The 21,403-nt window shown below is 63.3% G+C and carries 20 protein-coding genes and 1 pseudogene; 5 read left to right on the top strand and 16 right to left on the bottom strand.

The features are described 5' to 3' along the window. The first annotated feature begins 91 nt into the window (after window positions 1-91). Window positions 92-414, top strand: a pseudogene (locus PSR88_RS39035) (diguanylate cyclase domain-containing protein). 117 nt (window positions 415-531) lie between these two features. Beyond that, a complete protein-coding gene (locus tag PSR88_RS39030) occupies window positions 532-906 on the top strand; it encodes a hypothetical protein (protein ID WP_157180095.1) in 375 nt (124 codons plus the stop codon). 63 nt (window positions 907-969) lie between these two features. Here PSR88_RS39030 and PSR88_RS39025 read toward each other — a convergent pair whose 3' ends face one another. The 3 genes from PSR88_RS39025 to PSR88_RS39015 form a co-directional block, all read right to left on the bottom strand. Beyond that, window positions 970-1,488, bottom strand: coding sequence for a hypothetical protein (locus PSR88_RS39025; RefSeq protein ID WP_029538544.1), 519 nt, complete (start codon window positions 1,486-1,488; stop codon window positions 970-972). After that, window positions 1,485-2,246, bottom strand: coding sequence for a ParA family protein (locus PSR88_RS39020; protein ID WP_016881287.1), 762 nt, complete (start codon window positions 2,244-2,246; stop codon window positions 1,485-1,487). The genes PSR88_RS39025 and PSR88_RS39020 overlap by 4 nt, the downstream gene beginning before the upstream one ends. A 166-nt stretch (window positions 2,247-2,412) precedes the next feature. Beyond that, window positions 2,413-2,628, bottom strand: coding sequence for a hypothetical protein (locus PSR88_RS39015; protein ID WP_016881286.1), 216 nt, complete (start codon window positions 2,626-2,628; stop codon window positions 2,413-2,415). A gap of 1,089 nt (window positions 2,629-3,717) precedes the next feature. On the opposite strand from PSR88_RS39015, the gene PSR88_RS39010 reads away from it, so the two are divergent. Then, on the top strand, window positions 3,718-3,942 hold the full coding sequence (locus PSR88_RS39010; RefSeq protein ID WP_016881285.1) for a hypothetical protein: 225 nt from the start codon (window positions 3,718-3,720) through the stop codon (window positions 3,940-3,942). 67 nt (window positions 3,943-4,009) lie between these two features. Here PSR88_RS39010 and PSR88_RS39005 read toward each other — a convergent pair whose 3' ends face one another. From PSR88_RS39005 to PSR88_RS38970, 8 genes are all read right to left on the bottom strand, one after another. Beyond that, a complete protein-coding gene (locus PSR88_RS39005) occupies window positions 4,010-4,369 on the bottom strand; it encodes a hypothetical protein (RefSeq protein WP_016881284.1) in 360 nt (119 codons plus the stop codon). Between the two features lie 405 nt (window positions 4,370-4,774). Further along, window positions 4,775-6,097, bottom strand: coding sequence for a DUF2637 domain-containing protein (locus tag PSR88_RS39000; RefSeq protein WP_016881283.1), 1,323 nt, complete (start codon window positions 6,095-6,097; stop codon window positions 4,775-4,777). A gap of 157 nt (window positions 6,098-6,254) precedes the next feature. Continuing rightward, a complete protein-coding gene (locus PSR88_RS38995; protein WP_016881281.1) occupies window positions 6,255-6,626 on the bottom strand; it encodes a hypothetical protein in 372 nt (123 codons plus the stop codon). After that, window positions 6,623-7,405 (bottom strand): ParA family protein, encoded by a 783-nt coding sequence (locus tag PSR88_RS38990; RefSeq protein ID WP_016881280.1) that lies wholly within the window; start codon window positions 7,403-7,405, stop codon window positions 6,623-6,625. The genes PSR88_RS38995 and PSR88_RS38990 overlap by 4 nt, the downstream gene beginning before the upstream one ends. Window positions 7,406-8,715: 1,310 nt before the next feature. Next, window positions 8,716-9,951, bottom strand: a complete 1,236-nt coding sequence (locus tag PSR88_RS38985) for a hypothetical protein (protein ID WP_016881279.1) — start codon at window positions 9,949-9,951, stop codon at window positions 8,716-8,718. A 412-nt stretch (window positions 9,952-10,363) separates the two neighbouring features. Beyond that, entirely contained in the window at window positions 10,364-10,948 is a 585-nt protein-coding gene (locus tag PSR88_RS38980) for a hypothetical protein (RefSeq protein ID WP_011600540.1), read from the bottom strand. Window positions 10,949-12,991: 2,043 nt separating this feature from the next. Beyond that, entirely contained in the window at window positions 12,992-13,249 is a 258-nt protein-coding gene (locus tag PSR88_RS38975; protein WP_016881276.1) for a hypothetical protein, read from the bottom strand. Window positions 13,250-13,753: 504 nt separating this feature from the next. Then, window positions 13,754-14,239 (bottom strand): hypothetical protein, encoded by a 486-nt coding sequence (locus tag PSR88_RS38970; RefSeq protein ID WP_016881274.1) that lies wholly within the window; start codon window positions 14,237-14,239, stop codon window positions 13,754-13,756. 572 nt (window positions 14,240-14,811) lie between these two features. Between PSR88_RS38970 and PSR88_RS38965 the strand changes: the two genes are divergently transcribed. Beyond that, the gene (locus tag PSR88_RS38965) at window positions 14,812-15,243 is read left to right on the top strand and encodes a helix-turn-helix domain-containing protein (protein WP_016881272.1); all 432 of its coding nucleotides are present in this window, start codon (window positions 14,812-14,814) and stop codon (window positions 15,241-15,243) included. Between the two features lie 292 nt (window positions 15,244-15,535). Here the strand turns inward: PSR88_RS38965 and PSR88_RS38960 are convergent, their stop codons facing one another. The 3 genes from PSR88_RS38960 to PSR88_RS38950 are packed head-to-tail and all read right to left on the bottom strand — an operon-like array spanning window position 15,536 to window position 18,418. Then, window positions 15,536-16,099, bottom strand: coding sequence for an inner membrane-spanning protein YciB (locus PSR88_RS38960; protein ID WP_016881271.1), 564 nt, complete (start codon window positions 16,097-16,099; stop codon window positions 15,536-15,538). Between the two features lie 29 nt (window positions 16,100-16,128). Next, complete coding sequence (locus PSR88_RS38955; protein WP_029538540.1) at window positions 16,129-17,214, bottom strand: GAF domain-containing protein; 1,086 nt, start codon at window positions 17,212-17,214, stop codon at window positions 16,129-16,131. A 37-nt stretch (window positions 17,215-17,251) separates the two neighbouring features. Then, window positions 17,252-18,418 carry a cytochrome P450 gene (locus PSR88_RS38950; RefSeq protein WP_016881269.1) on the bottom strand — a complete coding sequence of 389 codons (1,167 nt, stop codon included), beginning with the start codon at window positions 18,416-18,418 and terminating at the stop codon, window positions 17,252-17,254. Between the two features lie 91 nt (window positions 18,419-18,509). On the opposite strand from PSR88_RS38950, the gene PSR88_RS38945 reads away from it, so the two are divergent. Next, complete coding sequence (locus tag PSR88_RS38945) at window positions 18,510-19,583, top strand: DUF3068 domain-containing protein (protein ID WP_237723938.1); 1,074 nt, start codon at window positions 18,510-18,512, stop codon at window positions 19,581-19,583. Window positions 19,584-19,777: 194 nt separating this feature from the next. Here the strand turns inward: PSR88_RS38945 and PSR88_RS38940 are convergent, their stop codons facing one another. Then, window positions 19,778-20,359 (bottom strand): hypothetical protein, encoded by a 582-nt coding sequence (locus tag PSR88_RS38940; protein ID WP_016881267.1) that lies wholly within the window; start codon window positions 20,357-20,359, stop codon window positions 19,778-19,780. Between the two features lie 11 nt (window positions 20,360-20,370). Next, complete coding sequence (locus PSR88_RS38935; RefSeq protein WP_029538538.1) at window positions 20,371-20,958, bottom strand: hypothetical protein; 588 nt, start codon at window positions 20,956-20,958, stop codon at window positions 20,371-20,373. Between the last annotated feature and the right edge of the window lie 445 nt (window positions 20,959-21,403).

Here is a 21,403-nt window from a genome sequence, read left to right as displayed (position 1 = left end):
ACCGTCGAGTTCTGACTGACGAAACCGACAAAGCCGCCACGCCGTCGGAGACGACACCCTCATCCTGTTGGCCGAACAACTGCGGTCGGTCGTGCGCCCCACCGACGCCGTGGCCCGGATCGGTGGCGACGATTCCTCATCGCGTGCCCCGGCACCACCTCGGTCGAGGAGGCCATCACTCTCGCCACCCGGATCACCGACCTACAACTCGGGGCCGATTCCGCCGGACACCCACTTCGGTTCACCGCCAGCGTCGGCATCGCACTCGCCGGACCGCAGGAAACCCGGCAGACGTTGATCAGTCGCGCGGACGCGGCCATGTACCACGCCAAAGCCACCGGAAGCGGCTACCCCTCGCCCCCTGACGCACACCCCACGCACCCAATCGTGCAGACCGCCACTGATATCCGGTGACAAACCCGGTCACACCGCAGACCCGGGGAACGAGAACCTGCAACCGGGTAGGTTCCACGGCTCGGTGTCACGTCTTCGTGCATCCGGCCTGCGGGTTCTCAACGTCGTGGCGGCGGGGTGATTCTCTGGAACGTGTCGGAATCCTCAGCCCTGTCGCTCTCGCGTTTAGCGGATCCGCTTACAGCACTGATGTCGTGGCTCGATCGGTGTTGTGGTGCAGCGCAGAATCAATCTACGACATGGCAGACAACGACATGGACAGTCCTGATTCTCCCGTTCGCGAAAGCGATCACCGCGCTCCTGCGCGAGGCTCGCTCGCTTTCCCGGCGCGCTGACAAGCTCGGCGGTACAGCCGCAGCGGTGGATGACCCCACGACCCAGCAGCTCGCGGCTGCGGCCTGCACCAGCATGGAGCAGCTCGTGCACCCCCTCACGGTGCTCGAACACCAGCTGCAGCGACGCGAGAAGTCGCCAGTTCGTCGAGATCCTTAGCCGCCGTATCCCGATGCTCCACCGGGGCATCGAGCGGCGCGGCCGACCCGGTGAACTCGGGTGCTAGTTGATGCTTGGTCCCCGGACAACTTCGGTGTTGCGCGGCGGGAAGGGTTCGCCATCGTTGTATTTGCGTTCGAGAACGGCGAGGTAGTGGGCGAGGGCTTCGTCGATAAGGTTGGACCAACTGTCGGGGGCGCCGGCGATATGACCGATCGCGGCGACGGCATTCATGCCGTCCTCGACCTTGGCGCGCGTGAGATAAACCATTTCCTGATTCGTGTCTACAGGGACCCATGTGGTGGTCCTCTGTTCCTCACCGAGGACCACCGACCCCGGCTGAGGTTCGGCGATAGTGGCTGCTTCTCGAGCAACGTCCACGCCCTGTTCGACCAGGTTCGGCAGTCGCCGCTTGCGGCGTTCGACGGGGCTGTTGGGGAGTCCGGGCTCACGTGGCACGCTGATCAGGAGATCCTTCCGACGAGTTCTCGAGCACGTCCCGCCCTGACGGACGCCCGCGCGGGACTGGGGACGGCGTTCGAGAGGATTGTTGGCGAGTCCTGGTTTACGTGTCACGGTCATCGCAGGCCCCTTTCGACGAGTTCTCGGGCGGCGTCGCGGTAGGCGCGGGCCGCGGAGGACGACGGTGCCCACCTGACGACGGGTTCTTCGGCGCTGTAGCTTTCGCTGACACGGACCGACTTCGGGATGATGGTGCGCATCGTCTGGTCGGGGTAACTCTCGCGGAGCGCGGCAAGGACCTGCTGGTCGATGACCTGGCCGAGTTCGACGCGGCCACACAGAATGTGATTGAGCCGTGCGGTGGGATTGAGCAACTCGACCTGCTCGGTGATGTAGTTCTCGATCCGCATGAGCGCCTCGAGTTCCATCGCTCCCGTCATGACAGCGGCGAGCACCTCGGTGCAGGCGACGAGTGCGCTGATGGTCAGGTGGTCGAAGTCTCCGGGGCAGTCGAGGAGGTTGAAATCGACGTCGGGGGCGGCCGCGAGGGCTTTGCGCAGGACGCCGTGCGCACCGGGCTTCTTGAGGAAGTAGGGCCCGACGGAGTCGAGTTCCTTGGTGGCAGGAACGAGGTGGATCCCCGACGCCGTCATTGTGGTGGCATCTTCGATGCTCGCCACCATCATGAGCACCGACAGGACATCGTTGTCGACGGCTTCGGGCGTGGCGCCGAGCCAGGTGGTGGCGTTGCACTGCGGGTCGAGGTCGACGACACGGACGGTGTAACCGGCTTCGACGAGGGCCTGGGCGAGGTTGACGGTGCTCGTGGTTTTGGTGGAACCACCTTTATGGTTGACCAGTGCGATGGTGCGGGTCATCGGCCTGTCCCTTCGTGACCTTTGTGAAAAAAATAGTGCGTAACTTGCACTGATCCGTCGGGGCGTTCGGTGTCGCGTTGACGTTTCTCGTTCCGGCGGAGTCCTGAGATCATCGCTGACGGCGGACGATCTGCTCTCACGATCGCGACGAGCAGCAGGTCGCCACTCACGGCCCAGACCGGTGCTCCGTCACGGTCCTGATCTGCGGGGTTCCGCGGATTGGTGTGGCGGCCTGTTTCTCTCGAATCGAGGCCATCAGCTCGGTCAGGCCGGTGTCGGCCGCGATCAGCGCCGCGATGTAGTCGTTCGCGGTCATGCCATGTGCCTTCGCGGCCCTGGCAGCTGCTTCTTTGAGCTCCGGGGGCACCAGCGCCTTGACCACAGCACGGGTTCCCTTACTGGGCCGCCCTCGGCGGCGGGAAGCAACGATTCCCATGCCCGCAATTTTGGGACCTGAAAGTCGAACGACCTACCCGACACACCGCACCCCCCCAGAATTTCTCGCGGCCGGTCATTGCTTGCAGGGTTTGCCGAACTCGACGACCGGAAGTACCGGCCTACAAACGTTTTCGGACGGGTTTTGCGGCACTCGACGATTCGACCACGAAAGGTCGCCGGCGACAGCCCGCCCGGGGTCCGAGAGCGTCCGAAGAAGGAACAAATGATAGACGCAGCCGCCTCGATAGAAACAACCGATCAATCTCGGAAGCCGTCCCCTTCGTCACCCCGATTCGGGACGTCTTCACCGGACGGGGCTATCGGGACCGTGCAGCTCAGCGCGTTCCGATCACCGGCCGGCTTCCACGAGGTGAAAGCGGCGGGGCGATGGCCGTCACGATCGACGCCCCGCCGGATCAGGTCTGGCCGTGGCTGGTATAGCTGGGCGGGAATCGTGGGGGTGGTATTCCCAGGACCACCTGGACAACGCCGGTCGCCCGAGTGCCCGAGTGCCCGAGTGCATCCCAAGTGGTAGGACCTCGCCCTCGGCGACTACGCGAAGTACTGGACACGCCGCCACGGCCCCGTAGACGCCTGGGAGGTCGCAGCGCTGGAACCGAATCGGTTCCTGAGACCGCGCGGGTTGAGCGATCTTCGAGGCCGCAGTCTTGATCCCAAGCAGCCAAGGCCGTCGGCCTACAACGGAAGGACTATGAGGCTTCCTGCTGAATGAGTTGCCTGGCGGGCGCACACGTCTGGTGATCGGCGGTTATCAAGTCGTCCGCCCTCAATGGCTTGGACATTTCGTCTTCTACTGGCTCTTTCCCCTGGTTGTCTGGATCATGCAGGCACGGATGTTGGCCGTACTCAAACGAAACGTCGAACGAGCAGCTAACTGCGATGCTAGCTAGCGTAGCGGGGCTAGCTATCCCTCTTTGGGGTTACGGTCGCGGAGCTTTCGGCGCACGATCGATGGCGCCGCGCACCGCCAGGTTTTGCAGCGATCTGAGCCGTGTGTTCAGCCCTGCCGCACATGATGGCGATCCCCGACCGCATCCGGTCGCCGGCGAAGAAATGGACAATCGACAGGCTCGGCACTTACGTCACCGTGATGAAATCGTGCCTGCTTCTCTCTCTGCCAGAAGTGCCGCACCAGATGGGTTCGCCAACCGTTCAGCAACTGGACGTACCCGCGTCGATACGCACACTGATGTCCGCGGCACCGTCGAATGACTCGAGCGGCCGCGATGGCGTTTGACGAGAATCGCACTCGACTTTCGTGGCGCGATCGATCGCGGTCACCCGTCGGGACGATCACCACCCATCTACTCCCCCGCTTCGGGATCGAGTTGCGGGGTATCTGCACCCGCGGTGGGCGGCAGCTCGACGGATACCCGTTGCTCCATCATGCGGGCGTGTTGCTGCTTCGCGGCGATGGCCGCCTCGATACGGCAGCGCAGGTTTTCGTCGTCCAGGCGTGGACTGTCGAACCCGGTCACCACCGCCAGCTCGGTTCCGATGCGGATGTGGGCAGACTTATTGACCACCGATCCGTCGTCACGGCACGCCAGGTCGCGCCCAGCGGCGATGACCTGAGCCATGGCGTCATCGCGATCGGACGCTTCCCCCGCGCGCACCGATGTCCGCTGAATCTCCAGATCCCAAAACGACACGAACCACTCCACAACCGCTCCCTCATCCACTCTTCTCGAGTGAACTGTATGAGTCACCGACGTCCAGCATGCAACGCAGCGCCCGCCCACCTGCAATGCGCAGATGATCGCCGACGTTGCGATGGTGTTGCATCCGCAATGCGGTCCACACGTCCGATTGCCTGTTGCATCCGAATCGGGCGCCCGCGTTGCAAATCTCGTACTGTCGGCGTTGCGTCTCCGCAACCAGGCGTTGCGTTGCCAACCTCAACTGGTTGGTCTGCAACGTCGGGCTGTGTTGCGATCAGAGGCGCTGACTGTTGCGGAGGTTCGGAATTTGCTGGGTGGGGCGCGCGTCGTTCTGTTGGTCGGGTCGTCTCCCCGGTGGAGCCGAGGAGAGTACGAGCTGGCCGTCGCCGCGTTGCCGGGGGCGGGTGATCACGGTGCCCCGACCAATGTGTACTGCGGATCGAGTGTTGCCGCATTGCGTCCGTCCGCCATCTCCTCGAGCTCCGGCAACGGGGGCGTGCGGAACCCGGCGTCGACCGCACGTTGCGCAACCTTGTCGAATCGGCGCATTGCGGTGCTTGCGGCCTTGGCCCGCGTGAGCGTGGCGATTTCCGCGTAGCTGTGCTGTTCGATGATTCGCAGTCGGGCCGTCTCTTTCACTACAGGCTCGAAGTCGGCGCACGTGTCGATAAAGTCGAGGAGGTTCTCGATGGTCTGGGCCTCGTCCGGCAACACGAATTGCTCTTGCGAGTCCTCCTGCGCATTGCCGACCATCAGTGCATCGGCATTGCGCCCGTCCAGTGCGCTGGGCGCAACGTGCTCCTCGGTGAGGGTCGCAACATAGGTGAGGTCATCTGGGTTCGCCTCGGTTGGTTGCGCGGCATCCGCAACGACAGTGGAACCCTCAGGTCCGGCCGCGGCGGTCTCACGGCTGTCGTCGGGTGCCGAGGAGTCGTCTGCCGTTGCAACGTCAGCGGCCTGCGCAACGGCCTGAGCAATGCGCGGCGCAACGTTGGGGTCCTGTGCAACGTTGCGGTCCTGCGCAACGGCCTGAGCAATGCGCGGCGCAACGTTGGGGTCTTGTGCAACGTCGGGGTCCGGCGCAATGCTCGGAGCAACGAGGGCCGCAAGATGGCCGACGTTCCGCTCGGACGCCGGCATCGACTCGGCCGCCACCGTCGGGTAACCGGTCGTAGTGCCCTCACTGTCCTGCTGTTCGCGGTCGTGGGTGTCTCGGACGACCGCGGTGTACTCGGTGTGGGCGGTGCCGATAGCTTTGATGAGGATTCCGACGCCGTGGGTGAAAGCCAAGACCAAAAGTGGCGGAATGACTGCAATGAGCGAGGCGCCGGTTGGAGTCAGTGGGGTGTATCCCAGGTCGATGCCCGCTGCAACACTCCGCGCAGCTGCTTCCCCGGCGCGGTAGGCGTGGTAGGCGTTGCCGAAGACGCTGATGAAGACGACGACCACTGCGAGCCAGAGGAAGAAACGCTTCCCCGTTGCGCTGCCGTTGATCTTGCTGAGCGCAACGATGGCGATCGTTGCGCCGAGGATTGCGCCGTCGACGATGGCGGGGAAGATCCAGGTGAGGTAATGAGGGATTCCGGCCTGCAATGCGAGGTCGCGTTGCACGGCGAACGACAGCACGAACGCGCCGGTGGTGATGCCGACCGCAATGGCGATCGCAACGATTAGGGCCGCAATCAGGGCGCGCAGCTGGATTCGTGCTGCTCGGATACTAAGGTCGTTCATGATCGGGGTGTCCTTCCACGGGTTCCCGGTCCACGAGGCCCCCGCCGGCGCAATCGGCGGGGGCCTCCTTATGTCAGCTCGGCAAGATGCGTTGCGGTGGGCATATCTCGAACCACAAGTGCGCACCTAGCACCGATAGCTAGTGGCGCTATCGGTGCTAGCAGCCGTTTTTGGCCAGGTACTCGATGAGCGCGGCGTCGGTGACCGACGAAATGGTGATGCTCCGGTCCCCGGTCTCGTAGCGCAGCTTGTCCACACCGCGCGTCAGGCGCGCCTTGGTCGAGGGCCGCAACCGCACGTTGTGTTGTTCGCTGAGCTTCTCGACAGGCGATGCCGCCTCCGGCGCAGGAGACAAGACCGGCGTGACGGGCACGTCGGCGACAGACCTGATGGCCGATTCGGCCGGAAGCTGGGTCGGTTGCTCGTCGACGGCGGCCGGGGCGGGGTCTTTGACGACCCGGGGGCGCTCAGGAAGATCTGCGGCAGGGTGCGCCGGCCTGCGGATAGCGGGTTCACGTTGGACGCTCATACGGTCGCTCCTGCGGTCTTGATGGGTAGTTCGTTGAGAAGGTCGGTGTAGGCGAGCTGCAATGACAGCGATTTCCCGCCCGTGAACTTGTGGATCGGGGTGCGCGCGCTGTGTGCGTCCTGCCGCGTGGCGTATTCCGGGATGGTGGTGCGCGCGACGAGGTCGCCGTAGACCTCACGCAGCTCGCTCTCCCGGAATCGGTGCTCGCCTGTCCCCCGCTGTCGGCTGAGAACGATCTTGTCGATAGCCAGGTTCGGGTTGGGTCGTCGCTGGACGTTCTCGACGGTTTCGAAGAGCTTCGTGACGCCTTGAACGCTGTCGATGGTGGGCTCGGTCACTGCAATGACCCCATCAACTGCACAGAAAACGGCGAAGAGGAGTTTGCCAAGCGACGGTGGGCAGTCAAAGAGAACTGCGTCGTAGGCGGAGAGGTCGAGGCCCTCGAAGGCGATGTCGAGGCGGAAGATGAGGTCGTTGGCCCCATCCGACTCGATGTTCGCGAGCGTCTGATCGGCCGGGATCAGATCGACGCCGTCCCATGGGGTAGCAATGACCGCGTCAATCGCCGTGCCCGACTCGGTTCGGCTCATCAGGTCGTAGGTTGTCAGCATCTCGTCGGTGATGGTGACGCCCACGCCGTTGGTGGCGTTACCCTGGGGGTCGACGTCGACAATAAGGACGTGTCCGCCGGCGTTGCTTATTGCGCTCGCGAGACCGAGGGTCGTGGCGGTCTTGCCCACTCCCCCCTTCTGATTGCAGACCGCGCATTTGCGTGTCATGACTTGGTTTCCGTTCCGTCGAGGCCAGGAGACTTCCAGATGCGCGCGATGAGCGTTAGTGCAACTCCGCACGCTCGCATAGGGAGCATAGCCAGGCTTGGCTGCTGAGCTAGCTCGACACGCCGAGCAACGCTAGCGCTATTTGCTAGGCGCGCTAGCGTGCATAGCTTAACTAGTGTCTCTAGTTTCGCTTTCGTAGCGATCGACGCTGCGGACGCAAACGTAGATAGGGTCTCTATGGTTGCGACCCTATCTACGGTTTCTGTAATCGCCTTGCTCGCAACAGTTACTGCACTAGTTCTGATAGCGACGTTAGATACGACTGCGCTTATAGCGATGGCAGCAACGATCGATAGCCGAACTTCCCTAGCAAGCGTCGCCCTCGTAGATGCGTTCGCACTCATAGCTCTGCAAGCACTCCTACGACACCTAAATTGCATAGCCAGCTTATTGAGGCTAGGCCGCCTAGAAATGCTCGAAAGGCAAGTCGGACTAGATATGCAAGCGACCATAGAAAGCGGCGCAACTATAGCGCTCATACGGCGTCTAGCTCCGGTAGATATCGTTGCTGATGTCTCTCTGATAGCGACGATTGCGGGAATTGCTGCGCTACAACGAGTAGCTGCGTTCGTCGCCATAGCAGAACTATCCGCGCTATAAAGACTAGAGCCGATAGCCCAGTTAGACCGGATATTTGCGCTTCCCTCCCTGCTACCAAAGCGGATCCCGTCAATGCTATCGGAGCTAGCGTTGATATTTCAGCAGGTCAGGAAGTCGTCGGCCGCAACTATGCCACGAGGCACCGTCACGCAAAACGCACCCCTCCACCAGATCGCATCCGCCTAGGCACGGGCGGAACCCGGGGAAACAGAACAGGCCGGCTTCGAGTCTTCACAGCTCGACATGCCGCCCCGAGCGGACCTCGCCCCGGATCCACCAAGCACAATTCTTGAGCTAGCGGCGCTCCGCTAGCTAGGCTAGCGGTCCAATCTCTGTGAGCGAGAACTGCTATTTCCGCCAGCGGCGTAAGTGCAACGGTCGCTATACCGCTAGCTACTATGTCGCTCCTAGCAGCCGTCGGCACGCGAGCAATCAACGCTCGCATAGCTAATCGAGATCTCTGCAATAGCGTTACTTTGCTATCTAGCGTCTCTAGCAACGCTACGTAGCATGCCTAGCATCGCACCGTGGGTTACATCGCTTTCGCAACGAGCGCAAATTCACTGGACAGCGCGTCGCAGGAAAGCATTCCCCCGGGTTAAGAAGGAAGCGGCAGGACGTGTGAATCAGGTGTGCACAGAGCCGACGGTTCAGGGCAGTAATCGGTGGGCGAGTTGTTCGGCGTTGAGTTGCCGAATGCCGTCGTCGACGGCTTGGCGGTCGGTGAGGTCGACGCCTCGCTCGGTGAGCGCTGCGGCCACCTGTTTGGCCGGGCCCCAGGTAGTTTCATCGTCGAATGCGTCATGGAACTCGGGTAGGAAGGTGTCTACAGCATCAACGACGCGGCTGATCCATTGGCGGTCGATCTCCTGTTGGGTCAGCGCGAAGGTCAGCCATCGGCGCAACACGAAGGGCAGTGCGTTGCGTTGGTCGGCGTCGAGGACTGCTTTGCGGGGAAGCCAATCGGTGAGCAGCAGCATCACCTCGCCCGGGCTCCAACACAGCGGTCCGGCGCCTATGTAGCCGTCGCCGTAGTCCAGGAACAGCTCGGCCAGCGACCGGCTCACCTCGTCGTCGCTTCCGATGTCGTTGAGGAAGTCCTCGACCAGTTGGCGGCGCCTTTGCTCGGGAAGTCCGACGTGTTCGGGCCATTCTGGCAGGTAGTTCCGGCAGCGGGACCATGCCAGCGCCCGGTGATCGCAAAAGTCCTCGTCGGCGGTGCGGGGCCAGGTCATGTCGGTGGTGCGTAACGCGTGCGCGAGATCGGCGAGCACCTCGGCGACCGGGACCGACTGGAGCGGCATCGGTGCCTCGTCGGGCTCGCGCAGCTGGTCCCACGTGGTGGCTGCGCCAGGATTCAGGAGAGCAAGCTTGTCGATCATCGGCCCGCCGACCTGGTAGATATTCGCCATCAATGTGTGTGGGTGAGGTCCGTCGTAGTCAATGAACAGGACCCGTTCGCTCTCGTACACGTCGACCGCGCGCCACGCTGCGGTCGGAGTCCACGCCGCGACGGTGTGCCAGGCCGGCAGTGGTTGGGTTTCGGCCAAGATGCCGAGGGTGTCGGTCAGCATGGAAAGGTCGGCCGCAGGTGCGACCCGCGCGAGCGCGTCGACCGCGGCCAGCGAGTGCGGGGACGGTGTGGAGCATGCTCGGCCGGTGACCTGCATGCACAGTAGGTGCTCGGGTTCGTGTTCGGTCAGTGCCGCCGTCGACCACGCCTCGCCGAGCCACCCGCTGGCCCAGGTCTCGGCGGTGAGCACACCGTCGATTTCGAGGAGTTGCCGGGCGTCGAGCAGCAGAAGATCGGCTGGGTGAAGTTGCCGAGGAGCACGGCGAACGGGTCGGCTTTTGCCGCCCTTGCGGCGGCCACGGCTCTTGGGCATATCCGCAGTCCACCACGGACATCGACCACGGCGCCATCACGACGCGCCGTCCGGTGAGATTTCGGCGACGTCCATATCTGCCGTCACGTGACAGAAACCGTAGGTAGCCCCGGGTATCAACGCTCGCCTAACTATTCGCAATAGCCAGAACTACCTAGTGTTGCTAGCTCGCATTGCTAGCAACACTAGGTCAGCGTTACTTGGCTGCCGAATAGCCGGGAAGGACGCGGTGCCCGTTGAGCGCGACCGCTGGGGTCGTGCGCCGTTGAAAAGTCTTCATCCACGAAGATGGGGAGTGAACCGCCTGCTGTGCGAGAGGGTCGACTTCGATTACCAGGCGTACGAGGCCATCTCGGAACTACTGGTGGGCAGGTGGTGCGGTGTCAGAGTTGCGTCTGCCCACGCTCAGGCATCATGTGTCCCTCATAGTGACGTTCTTGCGAGCTGGACCGCGAACCACGACTGCGGTTTCCACGACTGCGCGTGCCTCATCGGAAAGGGCGAGAATCGCGTGATCTCTAGCCTGGACCGTGGCCTCGTCGTAGGCGTGGACAACGACGTTGTCGTCGGCCCACACAACCGAGTGGTCACACGCTCTGATGAATGCGTGATTATGAGCTACAACGCGGCACTGGTCGAAGGCAGTAACCGTCGCGTGTGTGTAGGCCCAGACATGAACTTGCCCGGTGACTTCCACGGTCGTCGCGTCAGTGGCGACGATGTGCGCGGTCGCGGGCAGTGGTGAGTCGAGATGAATCCGTGCCTGCGATCCAGCGGTAAACCGCAAGGTCCACTCGTCGCCGGCCGATGCGAAGGTTTTGTCGTCGAGTTCGATTAGCTGACCTGCAGTGTCAACCACGACTGTTTTGGCGCCGTTGCGGAGACGCTCGCGGATCGAGTCTGCGTTGCGGCTGATGCGGGGAGGCGCCTGGACTCGGCTGACATAGACCCGTGGGTGGCGTTGGGTCGATCGGGACACGGTGTTCTTCTTACCCACGAGCGCACTCCGTTCTGTGCGAGTCGGCCACGATGATTTTCGCAGTATATGGCTGAGGCTCGGTGGCAAGTGGTACCTCGCTCGGCGCGGTGGTGATCGTTCGCGGCCGGTGCGACCAGCGTTGCCGTATGTGGACGGTGCGCCGAGGATCGATGGGCATGGTTAGGCCGCCTGCTTTTGGGGTGCCAGTGTGGCGCGGATCTGTTCCATGAACGCTTTTCGGTGCTCAGGCGACGCCGCTGCGCGACGAGCTCGCTCGCGTTCGGCGTCACGCTCAGCCCTGCGCTGTGCGCTGTGCGCAGCCTCCGCGGCGCGTTGCTCGCTGGGGGAGGGGCCGGACCAGTCGACTCTGGACAAACGCCAGGTCAGATATCCGATTGGCGAGCGAATTGTGTCTGGCCAGAGCTCACCTCGCGAGACGGTGTCAGCGGTCAAAGCTTGGGCGATATCCCGTCCAGTCCAGCGGGTGGTGTCGATTCCTGCGCGATCGATGACGTCGCACACGGTGCCGATGTGGCCGCTGGGTGCGATGACTGGAGCTGCCGCGACCAGGGTGGAGGCGGCTCGTTGGAGATTTATTGGGCGTGGGTTCGTCTGATTCGAGGATGAGGGTTGATTCTCTCGCGCGCACGCGCGTTTGGTGATTACTTCTCTACAAGAGATCCCCTTCGGGGAAAAACCACTCAAAGATAGGGGGTCACGGTCGCGGGCTTGGGGATTGGGATTCGAACCCGTCGGGGTGGTGTGGCGAACCTGCTTCGTCGCGCGGTGTGTCCTGCGGTGGGAGCTGCCGCGCTTCTTTGGTGGTGGGGGAGCGGGGGTGGCTGCGACGAGGTCAGGTGGGGAGGATAGAGCCCATACGCTGGCAGCACGGTGCTGACGCCCACCGTGGTGGACTTCGGCGGCTTGGAATTCACGCGTAGTCAGGGTGCGGCCCCGTACCAGCTCGAAGCCGAGGTGTAGTGCTTTCAGCACGCGGCGACCTCGTTTGACCACCGATTCGGACACGCCGGCGCGGGCGGCGAGGTTCTGGACTGTGGCAGTGACACGGCGCCCAGTTTTCGAGTCGGCTGACGACGCGTGCGCGCCAGCGATGGCAACCATACTTTCGACGCCGATTCTGTGTCGGGCGGCTGCGGCGCGGCCGGCGGCGGTCTTGGTGATCGCGTACCGGACCTGTCGCATCCATCCGTCGCGGCTTGTCCAGATCGGGATGCTTGCTTCTTGACCGGGATTGACGGGCAGCGTCCAGGATTTTCCGCGCTGATCGGTGTCCGTATTGAGCTGTCGCAGCTCGTCAATCCACGGGGTCTGAAGTGGTTGCGTTGCTGGTTGCGGGGTTTGGGAAATCGGCGAGCTGTGTGATTTAGCCCACGACACGCCGAGATCGGAATGTTGAACCGTTGAGAGGTATTCAGGGTATGCGCTACCCTGAGACGTACCTACCACAGGTAAGTCCCTTCGGGGAATGCAGTACCGAGTCGAAGAGGCTGCTCACTTCTTCTTCTCACCTCAGGGAATGACCGTCCTGCCAGACGATCGCCCTAGACGGGGAGGACCTGCCAGTCCTCCCATCGGGATTCATTGGATAAACCCACCCCCGCCGGGGTCCCTTTGGCTTGTACCGCCGCTCTTGAATTAGCTATCGAGTTAGTTCCGAGCCGCTATTCCGTAGGCACACCGCCCTCCTCAGGTAGAAGGGCCGGTGCGCGCATAGGCGGCACCGGAAGTCGCAGCTCAGAACCCGCAGATTCCGTCGCGTAATGGGCGCCCTGGTAAGCCGACACAGGGGTAGCGGCATCGCTGTTCGCATGTAGGAGCGGGAGCGCTGCGGCCGACTTGTGGTCTCGTTGAGACAGACACGTTACGGAGTGGATGTTCGCAGGCAGGCCAGATTTACGGCCATGCGTTATCATCGAGTAAGCACCGCCTCTTCCTTCCGAGGTAGTGGTGGTCAGGGAGCTGGCAAGGTCCCGAAATTTCATAACCGGACAACCCCCGATGCCGCCAAGCCCTGGGGGTTGTTCGCTGTCTAGGTGTCGTTCATGCGCCCATCGCCAACTGCTCGATCTGGTGCAACGACTCTGATGCCTCGACTTCGAGTAGCCGGAGCTGTTCTGGTCGAAGTTTCTCGCTGATGTAATCCGGGATGTCGAGCCCATGCGTGATGGCGAGGATAAGCACGGAGTAGTCGCCAGCAGGGATGCCGAGTTCGGCTGCCCGACTCTCGTAAACCTTGTGGTGTCTGAGGGGTGCGCGAGTAGCGATCTGACCGCGGGGCCCCTTGTTGTGCTGTGCCATGAGGAAACCCTAGTTCGAACCTGTAACCGATACGGGTAACCGGCGCTCTTCGGTGTGTCGCGTGTGACGGAAGTGGTCATCGAAGGGGACTGCCTTTCGTGAACGATTCGGCGTATTAGGACTGAACGGACTTGGCCGCGGGTTTCAGCGACCCCGCTTCCAGTGAGGGCGCGACAAGATTGGGTGATCGGGACCGATTTGCCCTGTTCTGAAGCGCGCTGAATCTGTACTGCTACGCGGGATGTCGGCGGAGAAGTAGACGGGCGAGCGAAGCGACCTCACGGATCTGCTCAACGGAAGCCGTTTCAGGGTTCGTCACGACCAAGTCGATGACATCGGTGAGCTTCTCTCGGGCGCCCACACTCAGGGTCGGCGCCTCAGCCGAGATCACCAGAGGGCATTCGGCGAGAAGTTGCTCGGATCTCCGGATTGAGTTGTCGCTGGCCGGCAGTTCGAGGGCATTCTGTGCGGGCGCGTCCAACAGGCGGAAACCCGTGCGGGCTCTCATGCCGCCCCGTTCCCGAAGTGCGCGGGCTGCCGCGCCGGAGCCGGAGTGGGGGCCGGGATTGGGGCAGGGGGCTTCTGCTTCTTCTTCGTCCTCCCTCGGGCAACTGCGAACGCATCGACCCCAGCGGCTTCGATCTCGCGGCCGGTGACGGTGAACAGCCGTCCGGCCATGATCTGCTCGCGAACTTTCACACCAGTAGCGAGCCTGTCCTCCAGTTGCGTCTCGCACTGCGCGAGTAGCGGGCACACCGAGCAGGCCGCCATCGCACGCTTCCACGCCGCGGCTGTTGTTCCGGTGACGGTCCAACCGGAACCCTTACCCGTGCACAGCCCCTGACCTGTGTGGGGCTGGGTCACGGGCGCCTTGCCGCGGGTCTCGAGTTCGGCGGCGATCCGCCGCGACGTCGGGCATAGACGCACCTGACTGGCGTAGACGAACCCGCACCGCCGGCACCGGCCCTCGCCGGTGTGTTCGCGCGCCATCGCGCGGAGTCGACCGGTCGTGCAGTGGCCCAAAGGCCGGTCCTGGGACCGGAGGGCACCCGTGGACAGTTCGCGCAGAGCGCCAGCGACGGGCGGGCATAGTGGGCGGGCCGGGGTGTAGACGAACCCGCAGGCCGTGCAGGACGTGTGGTCATGGTTAGGACGATGCTTGGCCAGGATCTCGCGGAGAGGGCCGTTGGTCACGCGATCGTGCCCGTCGACCTTCTCCCTACCAGCATGAGAACTTGCAGTCGCTAGGCGTAGAGCACCAGCGCCATCTAACGTGTTCATTTGCAGGCTCCGATCTGCATTCGAGGCCGCGGGCCGCTAACCCGCTGGTCTCATGGCTTGTCCGACTGCGCTAACAGTCGACTTGCTGTTCTGACGGTCCCCTAGCTGCGCTAACAGCTGGGGGACCGTTCACGTTTGACGAGAACTTCCCATCGCCTCCTCTCCGAATCTATACCTACTGATTTATAGGTACCGTTATGTGCGCATCGTAACGAGGGGATTGCACAGTGTCTAGTGATGACGACTTTTCTGGTAAGGCTCAGTCTGTGAGCCGTCGAGTTATGCGCGGATTCCAGCCTGATCAACTGGAGAAAGCCCGCCGATCTGCTGGTGTATCGCAGCGCGAACTCGCGCGCCTGGCGCGACTCAATGCCGACACGATTCGGCGATGGGAGCTTGGCGACTCGTCGCCGCAGGTTGATTTGCTCGCCCGTGTCACCGCCGCGATTGGGGTACCCATTTCCGACCTCGTCAAGGTTCCGGAGGGTGACCGCTACCCTGGCGACTGGCGGATTTTGCGAGGGCTCACCCAGCCACAGCTCGGCGCCGCTGCCGGCGTCACCACCCAAATCGTTGGAAGTGTCGAACGAGGCGAGATTTCGCTGTCTGACAACGTGGCAAGGAAGCTCTCTGCAGCGCTTCAAATCCCTGAAAGCGAACTGCGGGCGAGCTACGAGCGGGTACGCAGCCGCCCCGCCGGCACTCCCGCGTAGCCCTCGGGCGCCGCAGATGCGACGAGAACGGTTCCAGTCGTACTGGACGTGGGTGTTGGCGACCGCGGTGGTGCAGTATGCAAAGTGAGTGTTCATTCGACCTTCTCGCGAGCATGACGAAAAGCCCCTTCGGGGAGGGGCTTTCTGCGTGCTGCGCGGGCAACGCGAAAAGGTCGCGCCGCAACCTCGGGCGAGGTGCGCTGACGTCGGCCGACCGGGCACGTGCCAGAGGGGGCATCGCGCAGTCAGTCCGCTTGGCGAACTCTATGTCGAACCGACGTCGGAGGGGATATTACATAGCTTCCTCGGATTGGTGGTCGCGCCATGCCGTGAGGATGTAGTTGCGATGCCAGGTGGCTTGGGCGACAGCGAGCGCCAAGAGACTTCCGGGTGCGACGAAGACACGCCAGTTGACCCAGGTGTCCGTGGACATTGTGTAGGCGACGACGATATTGACGGCGCCGACCGCGACCAGTGCCACGAACCAACTCCAGCTCAGGAAGCGCCAGACGGCGTCCGGCGCGCTCACCCATCGTCCGATGATGACACGCACCGGGTCACGCTTCGCGACCATCAACGACGTCAGGAAAGCGCCGGCGATTAGCCAGTACACCCCTGTGGGACGCCACTTTATAAAGGTCTCGTTGTGGAACAACAGAGTCGAACCGCCGAGGACGAGCACAAGGCATAGACCGGTCCACTGCAGTTTGTCGACCCGTTGGCGCCGGGCCAGCGTCACGCTGATCTCGCCGACGACGCCAGCCATGACCACGACCGTCGCCGCGAAGATTCCGGCGGTCTTGTAGGTAGCCATGAACGCAACAACCAACGCGGCGTTGTAAAACACTCTCCACACGAGCTTTGTCCTCCGAAAGATGTTCTCCGTCAGGAGGGTTCGTCAGGGATGGTTTCGATCTCGGGGGAGATCACCGCGACACCGATCGAGTCGCTGACGAGGGGGTCGAGAAGGAAGCCCCGGAATTCGGCCTTCAGCCAGCCGCCACCGCCCCGTCGTGCCCGCACCGTGCCGGAGACCGGCCCCTTACGCACCTGCTGGACCCACTCGATGATCTTCGGCCAGTCCTCCTCGTGGAGCGCGAAGGTCTGTCCGGTGCTCACGCCGTGTCCGAGACCGGGAACGTGCTCGGTCACCCACTTCAGCCAGTACGGGTACTGGTACGACAGATCCCCGACCGCGATGTACATCCCCGATGTCGATGCCAACATCGTCGACAACCACGCGTCGAGCATCGATTCGTGGACAAGAGCTTCGTCGGTGCCCGCATCCCAGCAGATCCCGCGCACACGTCTACCCGCCGGGCCCTCCACACACCGCTCCGCGTAGCGCAGCTCCCGGGTGACGTCGGTCTCAGCCCGGATGGTGAACGTGCCGTCAAACCTGTCCTTTACCTGGCAGTCTCGGATTTGGCGCACATGCCGCAACGTGTCGGACAGGCGGGCCGAACGGGTGTAGAGATCTGCAGGACCAAAAACCGATCGATCCTGGTGCCGGGCGGACATCCCGATGAGCTCGATAGCTCCGGGGTCCAACTGCAGCTGCGGTGGGGGCGGGTTGTCCTCCGAGCTCAGAACCCACTCCCATGCCCCGACATTGGGGCGGTCCGGCGGGTTCTTCTTCGGGTCACCGCTCCAGATCTGAACTGCTACGACCACGCTCTTGTCGGGAGTCAGGATGGGGTGGGCTGCCCCGACCGGGCCCAGGGCGTCGGCGACCTTGCCCTCGAACGTCTCGATCTTGAGCTCGCGATCGGCGATGCACTTACGGATCAACCCCAGGACAGCGGTGCGGGCAGGTTCGCGAAAGACATTGCCGATCTTTCGCCAGTCGCGGTGTTTGGGGCCTTCAGCAACGACATGGTGCTCGTCGCCGGTGCCGACGAAGACGGTCATCCATTCGCGGATCGGGTGGGTGGGCTCGGCGGGGGCGTGCACAAGGGCATCAGCTGTCATCGGTTTATCCGTTTCTCCCGTACTGGCTTTCGGGTGGTCAGGTCAGGTTTACTGGCATCTCAGTGGGGCCGTGAGTGCGCCACGTATGTCGCCGGTCGAGTGTTTCCCATGGCTTCACCAGGGACAGGCCCGGGTGGCGTTGGAACAGGCGGCGAGTAGCGATGTCGAGCTGCATCACGGCGAGATCGGCGCCGAGACAGTAATGAGGTCCGCGGCCGAAGGCCAGGTCCGGGCGCTCGCCGCGGGCGGGGTCGTTGGTCGCCGCGCGCAGGGAGAGATACAGAGGACTGCCGGCGGGGATGCGAATGCCGCCGACGGTGATGTCGTCAATTGGGAATCGCCGTATCGCATAGGACCCGGGCGCGGCGTCGAGGACAAGCTGCGTCACCCGGGCGCGCCAGAGCTGGTCGTCGGCGATTTCGACGAGTAGTTGGTCTCGATCGAGTCCGGCGAGAATGCCGATGGCGTTGGCGATCTGGTAGACGGAGTTCTCGAATCCGGCGAGAAACGTCAGGAACGCCAGGGAGATGAGTTCCTCTTCGGTCAGCCGGTCTTCGGCGTCGCGGGCGGTGATCCAATCGGTGATGACGTCGTCACCGGGCGATTTCCGTTTGGCCGCGATCACACGCATGAGAACGAGAACGATCGTGGTCATGGCCGGGATGCGAGGGTCGTCCGCGGTGGGTTCGCCAGGATTCATTGCCATCACGGTCGCCGCGGCGGTACGGAACTCGTCGGCGTCCGTATCGGTCACGCCGAGGATCTCGGCGATGATGTCAGCAGGCAGGGGAGAGGCGTAGGCGGGAAAGAGGTCGACAACACCGGTTTCGTTCGGGTCGAGCTCGTTCAGGAGTCCGTCGACACGGGCGGTCACCATCTGCCTCACCGCTCCGATTCGTCGCCGTGAGAACGCGGGCGCTGCCAGAGCGCGGACGCGCCGGTGATCATCGGGGACCATATTGAGCAGGTTGCGGGCCAGTGCCGGTGGTAGGGGAAGACCCGGGCTGCCTGATGGGCCGTCGGGCCGGACATTGACGATTCCGGGGTCAGCGAGCAGTCGAGAGACGTCGTCGTACCGGGTGATGATCCAGACGCGCAGTCCGTCGGCGTCGGTGGCCTCGACAACTGGGCCGGCGGCGCGAAGGTGCGCATGCAAGCGATCGGCCTCCGCGACACTCAGGCCGGGCGCAAACGGATCGAGCACCAGGTTCCCTTCTGTGATGTGGCAAATACCTCAGGACGAAGATACCGGCTGACCGGGATTCTGCATTGCTCCAGCGGCTAGGGTGCGCTACGTGAGTGCTCAGGTCGACACCGTACTGGATGAAAACGTGCACAAGGCGGATGCCGCCGACCGTCGGGGTTGGAGGAGATCCGCAGCGGTCTGCACTCTCCTCGCGCTCGGCTCGTGCCTGCTCGCCGTCGCTGTCTTGGTTCCCACCTACGGTGCCGCCAGGTTGAAGGTCATCCCGCTTGACGTGCAATCGGCGACAGTGTCGGTTGCGGAAGACGCGGCGGTGCTCAAGGCCACCTCGGTGGCTATGGAAGGTCCGCTAAAGACCGACCGGGGTGTCGCGCTGCGGATTCAGGTGTACGTGACGACAGAGGATCCAGTTTCGGCCGATTCGACAACTCTGCAGGCGGCGCAGAAGACGGTCCGGACCGACTGGGGCGAGGGGTTGGGCCTGGTCTCGGCAATGGTCGATCGCGTCACGATCGACCGACGATCAGGCATGCCGCTCGCCGAGCCCGTCCCGACCACTCAAGCCGAGCAGGGCAAGCCCCCGACGGAGACGCCTCGCGCCGGAATTCAGTACAAGTTTCCCTTCGACGTCGAGAAGGTCAGCTACCCGTACTACGACGGGACGGCACGGGAGACGCATCCGATCGAGTACGTAGACGACGATCGCGTGGTCGACGGCATGCGGCTGTATCACTTTCAGCAGACGATCGGCCCCGTGAACCTTGGAAAATCGATCGGCAGTGTCGCGACGACGACCTTGCCCGCTGAAAAGTGGGGGCTACCTGGCACGGAGCCGACAACGATGGATCTGCACTACTCCACGACGCGCGATGTGTGGGTCGAGCCTGCATCTGGTGCGATCGTTGCTGTGGAGGAGCAGCCGAGGCGATGGCTGGCGCGGTCGGTTGACGACCCGAATGCGGTGACCACGCTGGAAGCGCACACCCACTTCGACAACGAAACGATCAACGGCCTTGCCCAACAAGCGAAGGACGCCCGCACCGCGATCCTGTGGGGAACCCGATACGGCCCCGCCCTCGGTGCCGTGGTCGGCATCGTGTTGGTGGGGACCGCGATCATCCTCGCGCGCCGCTGGTCACGAATGAATCCCAAAACTTCTGTCTAGCAGGTGAAGAAACAATCACCGGATTCCGAGAAGAGACCTGGCCCGGCACCCACCCCCGTTCACGACAAACGGCGGACAGGACGCCGGGCCATGCCTCTTCATCTACTCCTCGCGACTGCGTAAGCCGCGGTGAACTGGAGAGAGATCAATGCCGTTGACTGGCGCAAACGACACGTCCCCATTCGTTGTTCTTGTTACTGCGAACCGCGCAGTTCGGCGTACGCGGTCTGGGCCTTGGGTAGGGCGGCGGCGTACTCGGTGGCGGCGGTCTCGCCCTTTTTGTAGAAATGCTCCTTCTCGTTGTAGCCGCGGGGGTCTGCGAGCTGGACGGCCAGGGCGTAGGCAGCCGGGTCGTCGGCGCTGACCGTGACGGTGGCGGCGTTGTCCATGAATGTGTTGGTGGCGGCGACGACTATCTCAGCGGAGTCGGCCGGAAGGTTGTACGCGAGCCGCCAGCCGAAGATGTCCCGGATGTCCGTTGCAGGCGGGGACATCCGCAGTCCGGATTGCCAGCCCGTCTCGGCTTCGCTGGAAACGAGAGCAGCGATCGCCTGTTCTCGTGTGCCGCCGCGTTCCTCCACTGTCTCGACGATCGCCCTCGATGAGTTGAGCAGCCGGTTGGCGATGAACCCGTCGGTGCCGAACACAGACACCGTCGTGGTCGCTATCGGTGCGCTGGTGGGGGCGGTGGTGGTCGACTCATCTCTGCTGCACGCGGTTAGGCCGACGGCGAGAACAGCGCTGATCAGTGCTGCGGCAACGGTTTTGCGGGTCACGGGCCCTCCGGTCAGTAGCGTATGTCGTCGATGAGCCAATGGCCGCCCTCGCGGACGACCCGGACCCACACGGTGGTGTCGGGTTCGACCGTATCGGTGTTGCTGCCGGCGATCGCGGTCTGCTTGATGGTGGCCACGCGCTGGACGACGGTGTCGGTGTCCTCGGGGCAGCCGGAGCATCCGATTCTGACGTCTGCGATGACCTTAGCGTGCTGCTGCGCCCACTCGTCCCACTGCACACCTGGCCCGCGCTCGGTGCGGGCGTCGATGATCATGCGGTCGGCGAGCTTGCCGGTCAGCCAGTTTCGGGCCCGCCTGTATGCGTCGTTCTGGTTGGTGTCGGTGGCCGGGTACCAGGTGAACGCCACGGTCAGGCCCTGTTGGGCGGCCTCTTCAGCGTCGCGGGAGGCAGTCGGCGGCTCGGTCGTATTGACATCGGCTGGCGGCGCGGCCGACGTGGTCGTGGGCGCGCGGGTGGTCGTCGACGCCGCCACGCTCGCCGAGTCCTCGCCATCGTTGGTTCGGGAGGGGTACATGTACGCCAGGAATCCGATGACAGCGACCACCAGAACCACGACGACGAGCCTTCGTGCCCTCACATCATCCTCTTTCCCATGACCGAATTTGGCCTTTTACCAGGATAAATGACACATCCTTCCAGCTCCGAATGGGTGGCTGTAGGTTCTCTTCCTTCTTTTCGGCCTGGTCGTGGCTGGCCTGCGCTGATGGTGTGGTTTCCCATGGGTTCTTCGCTCCAGGTTTCTCATCGTTTATTCGCCTTCTCGGCTTGCGCAGGCGCGGAGGCACGGAGTCCGTCGGGACGAGCCGGTAGTTGCGGCGCAGGCCGAGTCCGCGTCAGTCCGGGGCTCCGGCGCGTCATGGCGAACGGGCCGCAGATACGCCCCCGAATTCTCACCGATCGTCCGGAAGCGAAAGACCGGCGAAAACTATGTGAGAACGGCGAAATGAATTTTGAGAACCTACAAGTTGTAGGTTCTCGTCCTTCTTGTCGTCCTGGTTGTGGCCGGCCTGGGCGGATGGTGC

Origin of the sequence: Rhodococcus sp. DK176 (genome assembly GCF_038447315.2) — a bacterium.
In the GTDB taxonomy this organism is placed as follows: Bacteria; Actinomycetota; Actinomycetes; order Mycobacteriales; family Mycobacteriaceae; genus Rhodococcus_F; species Rhodococcus_F jostii_A.
Note: the sequence above shows the minus strand (reverse complement) of the source record. Positions and strands in the feature narration are given on the sequence as shown.

Coding starts and splice junctions, on each gene's coding strand:
- PSR88_RS39025 (WP_029538544.1), bottom strand. CDS start 1,488: ATGACCGTGACACGTAAACCAGGACTCGCCAACAATCCTCTCGAACGC.
- PSR88_RS39020 (WP_016881287.1), bottom strand. CDS start 2,246: ATGACCCGCACCATCGCACTGGTCAACCATAAAGGTGGTTCCACCAAA.
- PSR88_RS39010 (WP_016881285.1), top strand. CDS start 3,718: ATGATGGCGATCCCCGACCGCATCCGGTCGCCGGCGAAGAAATGGACA.
- PSR88_RS39000 (WP_016881283.1), bottom strand. CDS start 6,097: ATGAACGACCTTAGTATCCGAGCAGCACGAATCCAGCTGCGCGCCCTG.
- PSR88_RS38995 (WP_016881281.1), bottom strand. CDS start 6,626: ATGAGCGTCCAACGTGAACCCGCTATCCGCAGGCCGGCGCACCCTGCC.
- PSR88_RS38990 (WP_016881280.1), bottom strand. CDS start 7,405: ATGACACGCAAATGCGCGGTCTGCAATCAGAAGGGGGGAGTGGGCAAG.
- PSR88_RS38985 (WP_016881279.1), bottom strand. CDS start 9,951: ATGCCCAAGAGCCGTGGCCGCCGCAAGGGCGGCAAAAGCCGACCCGTT.
- PSR88_RS38975 (WP_016881276.1), bottom strand. CDS start 13,249: ATGGCACAGCACAACAAGGGGCCCCGCGGTCAGATCGCTACTCGCGCA.
- PSR88_RS38970 (WP_016881274.1), bottom strand. CDS start 14,239: ATGGCGCGCGAACACACCGGCGAGGGCCGGTGCCGGCGGTGCGGGTTC.
- PSR88_RS38965 (WP_016881272.1), top strand. CDS start 14,812: ATGCGCGGATTCCAGCCTGATCAACTGGAGAAAGCCCGCCGATCTGCT.
- PSR88_RS38955 (WP_029538540.1), bottom strand. CDS start 17,214: ATGACAGCTGATGCCCTTGTGCACGCCCCCGCCGAGCCCACCCACCCG.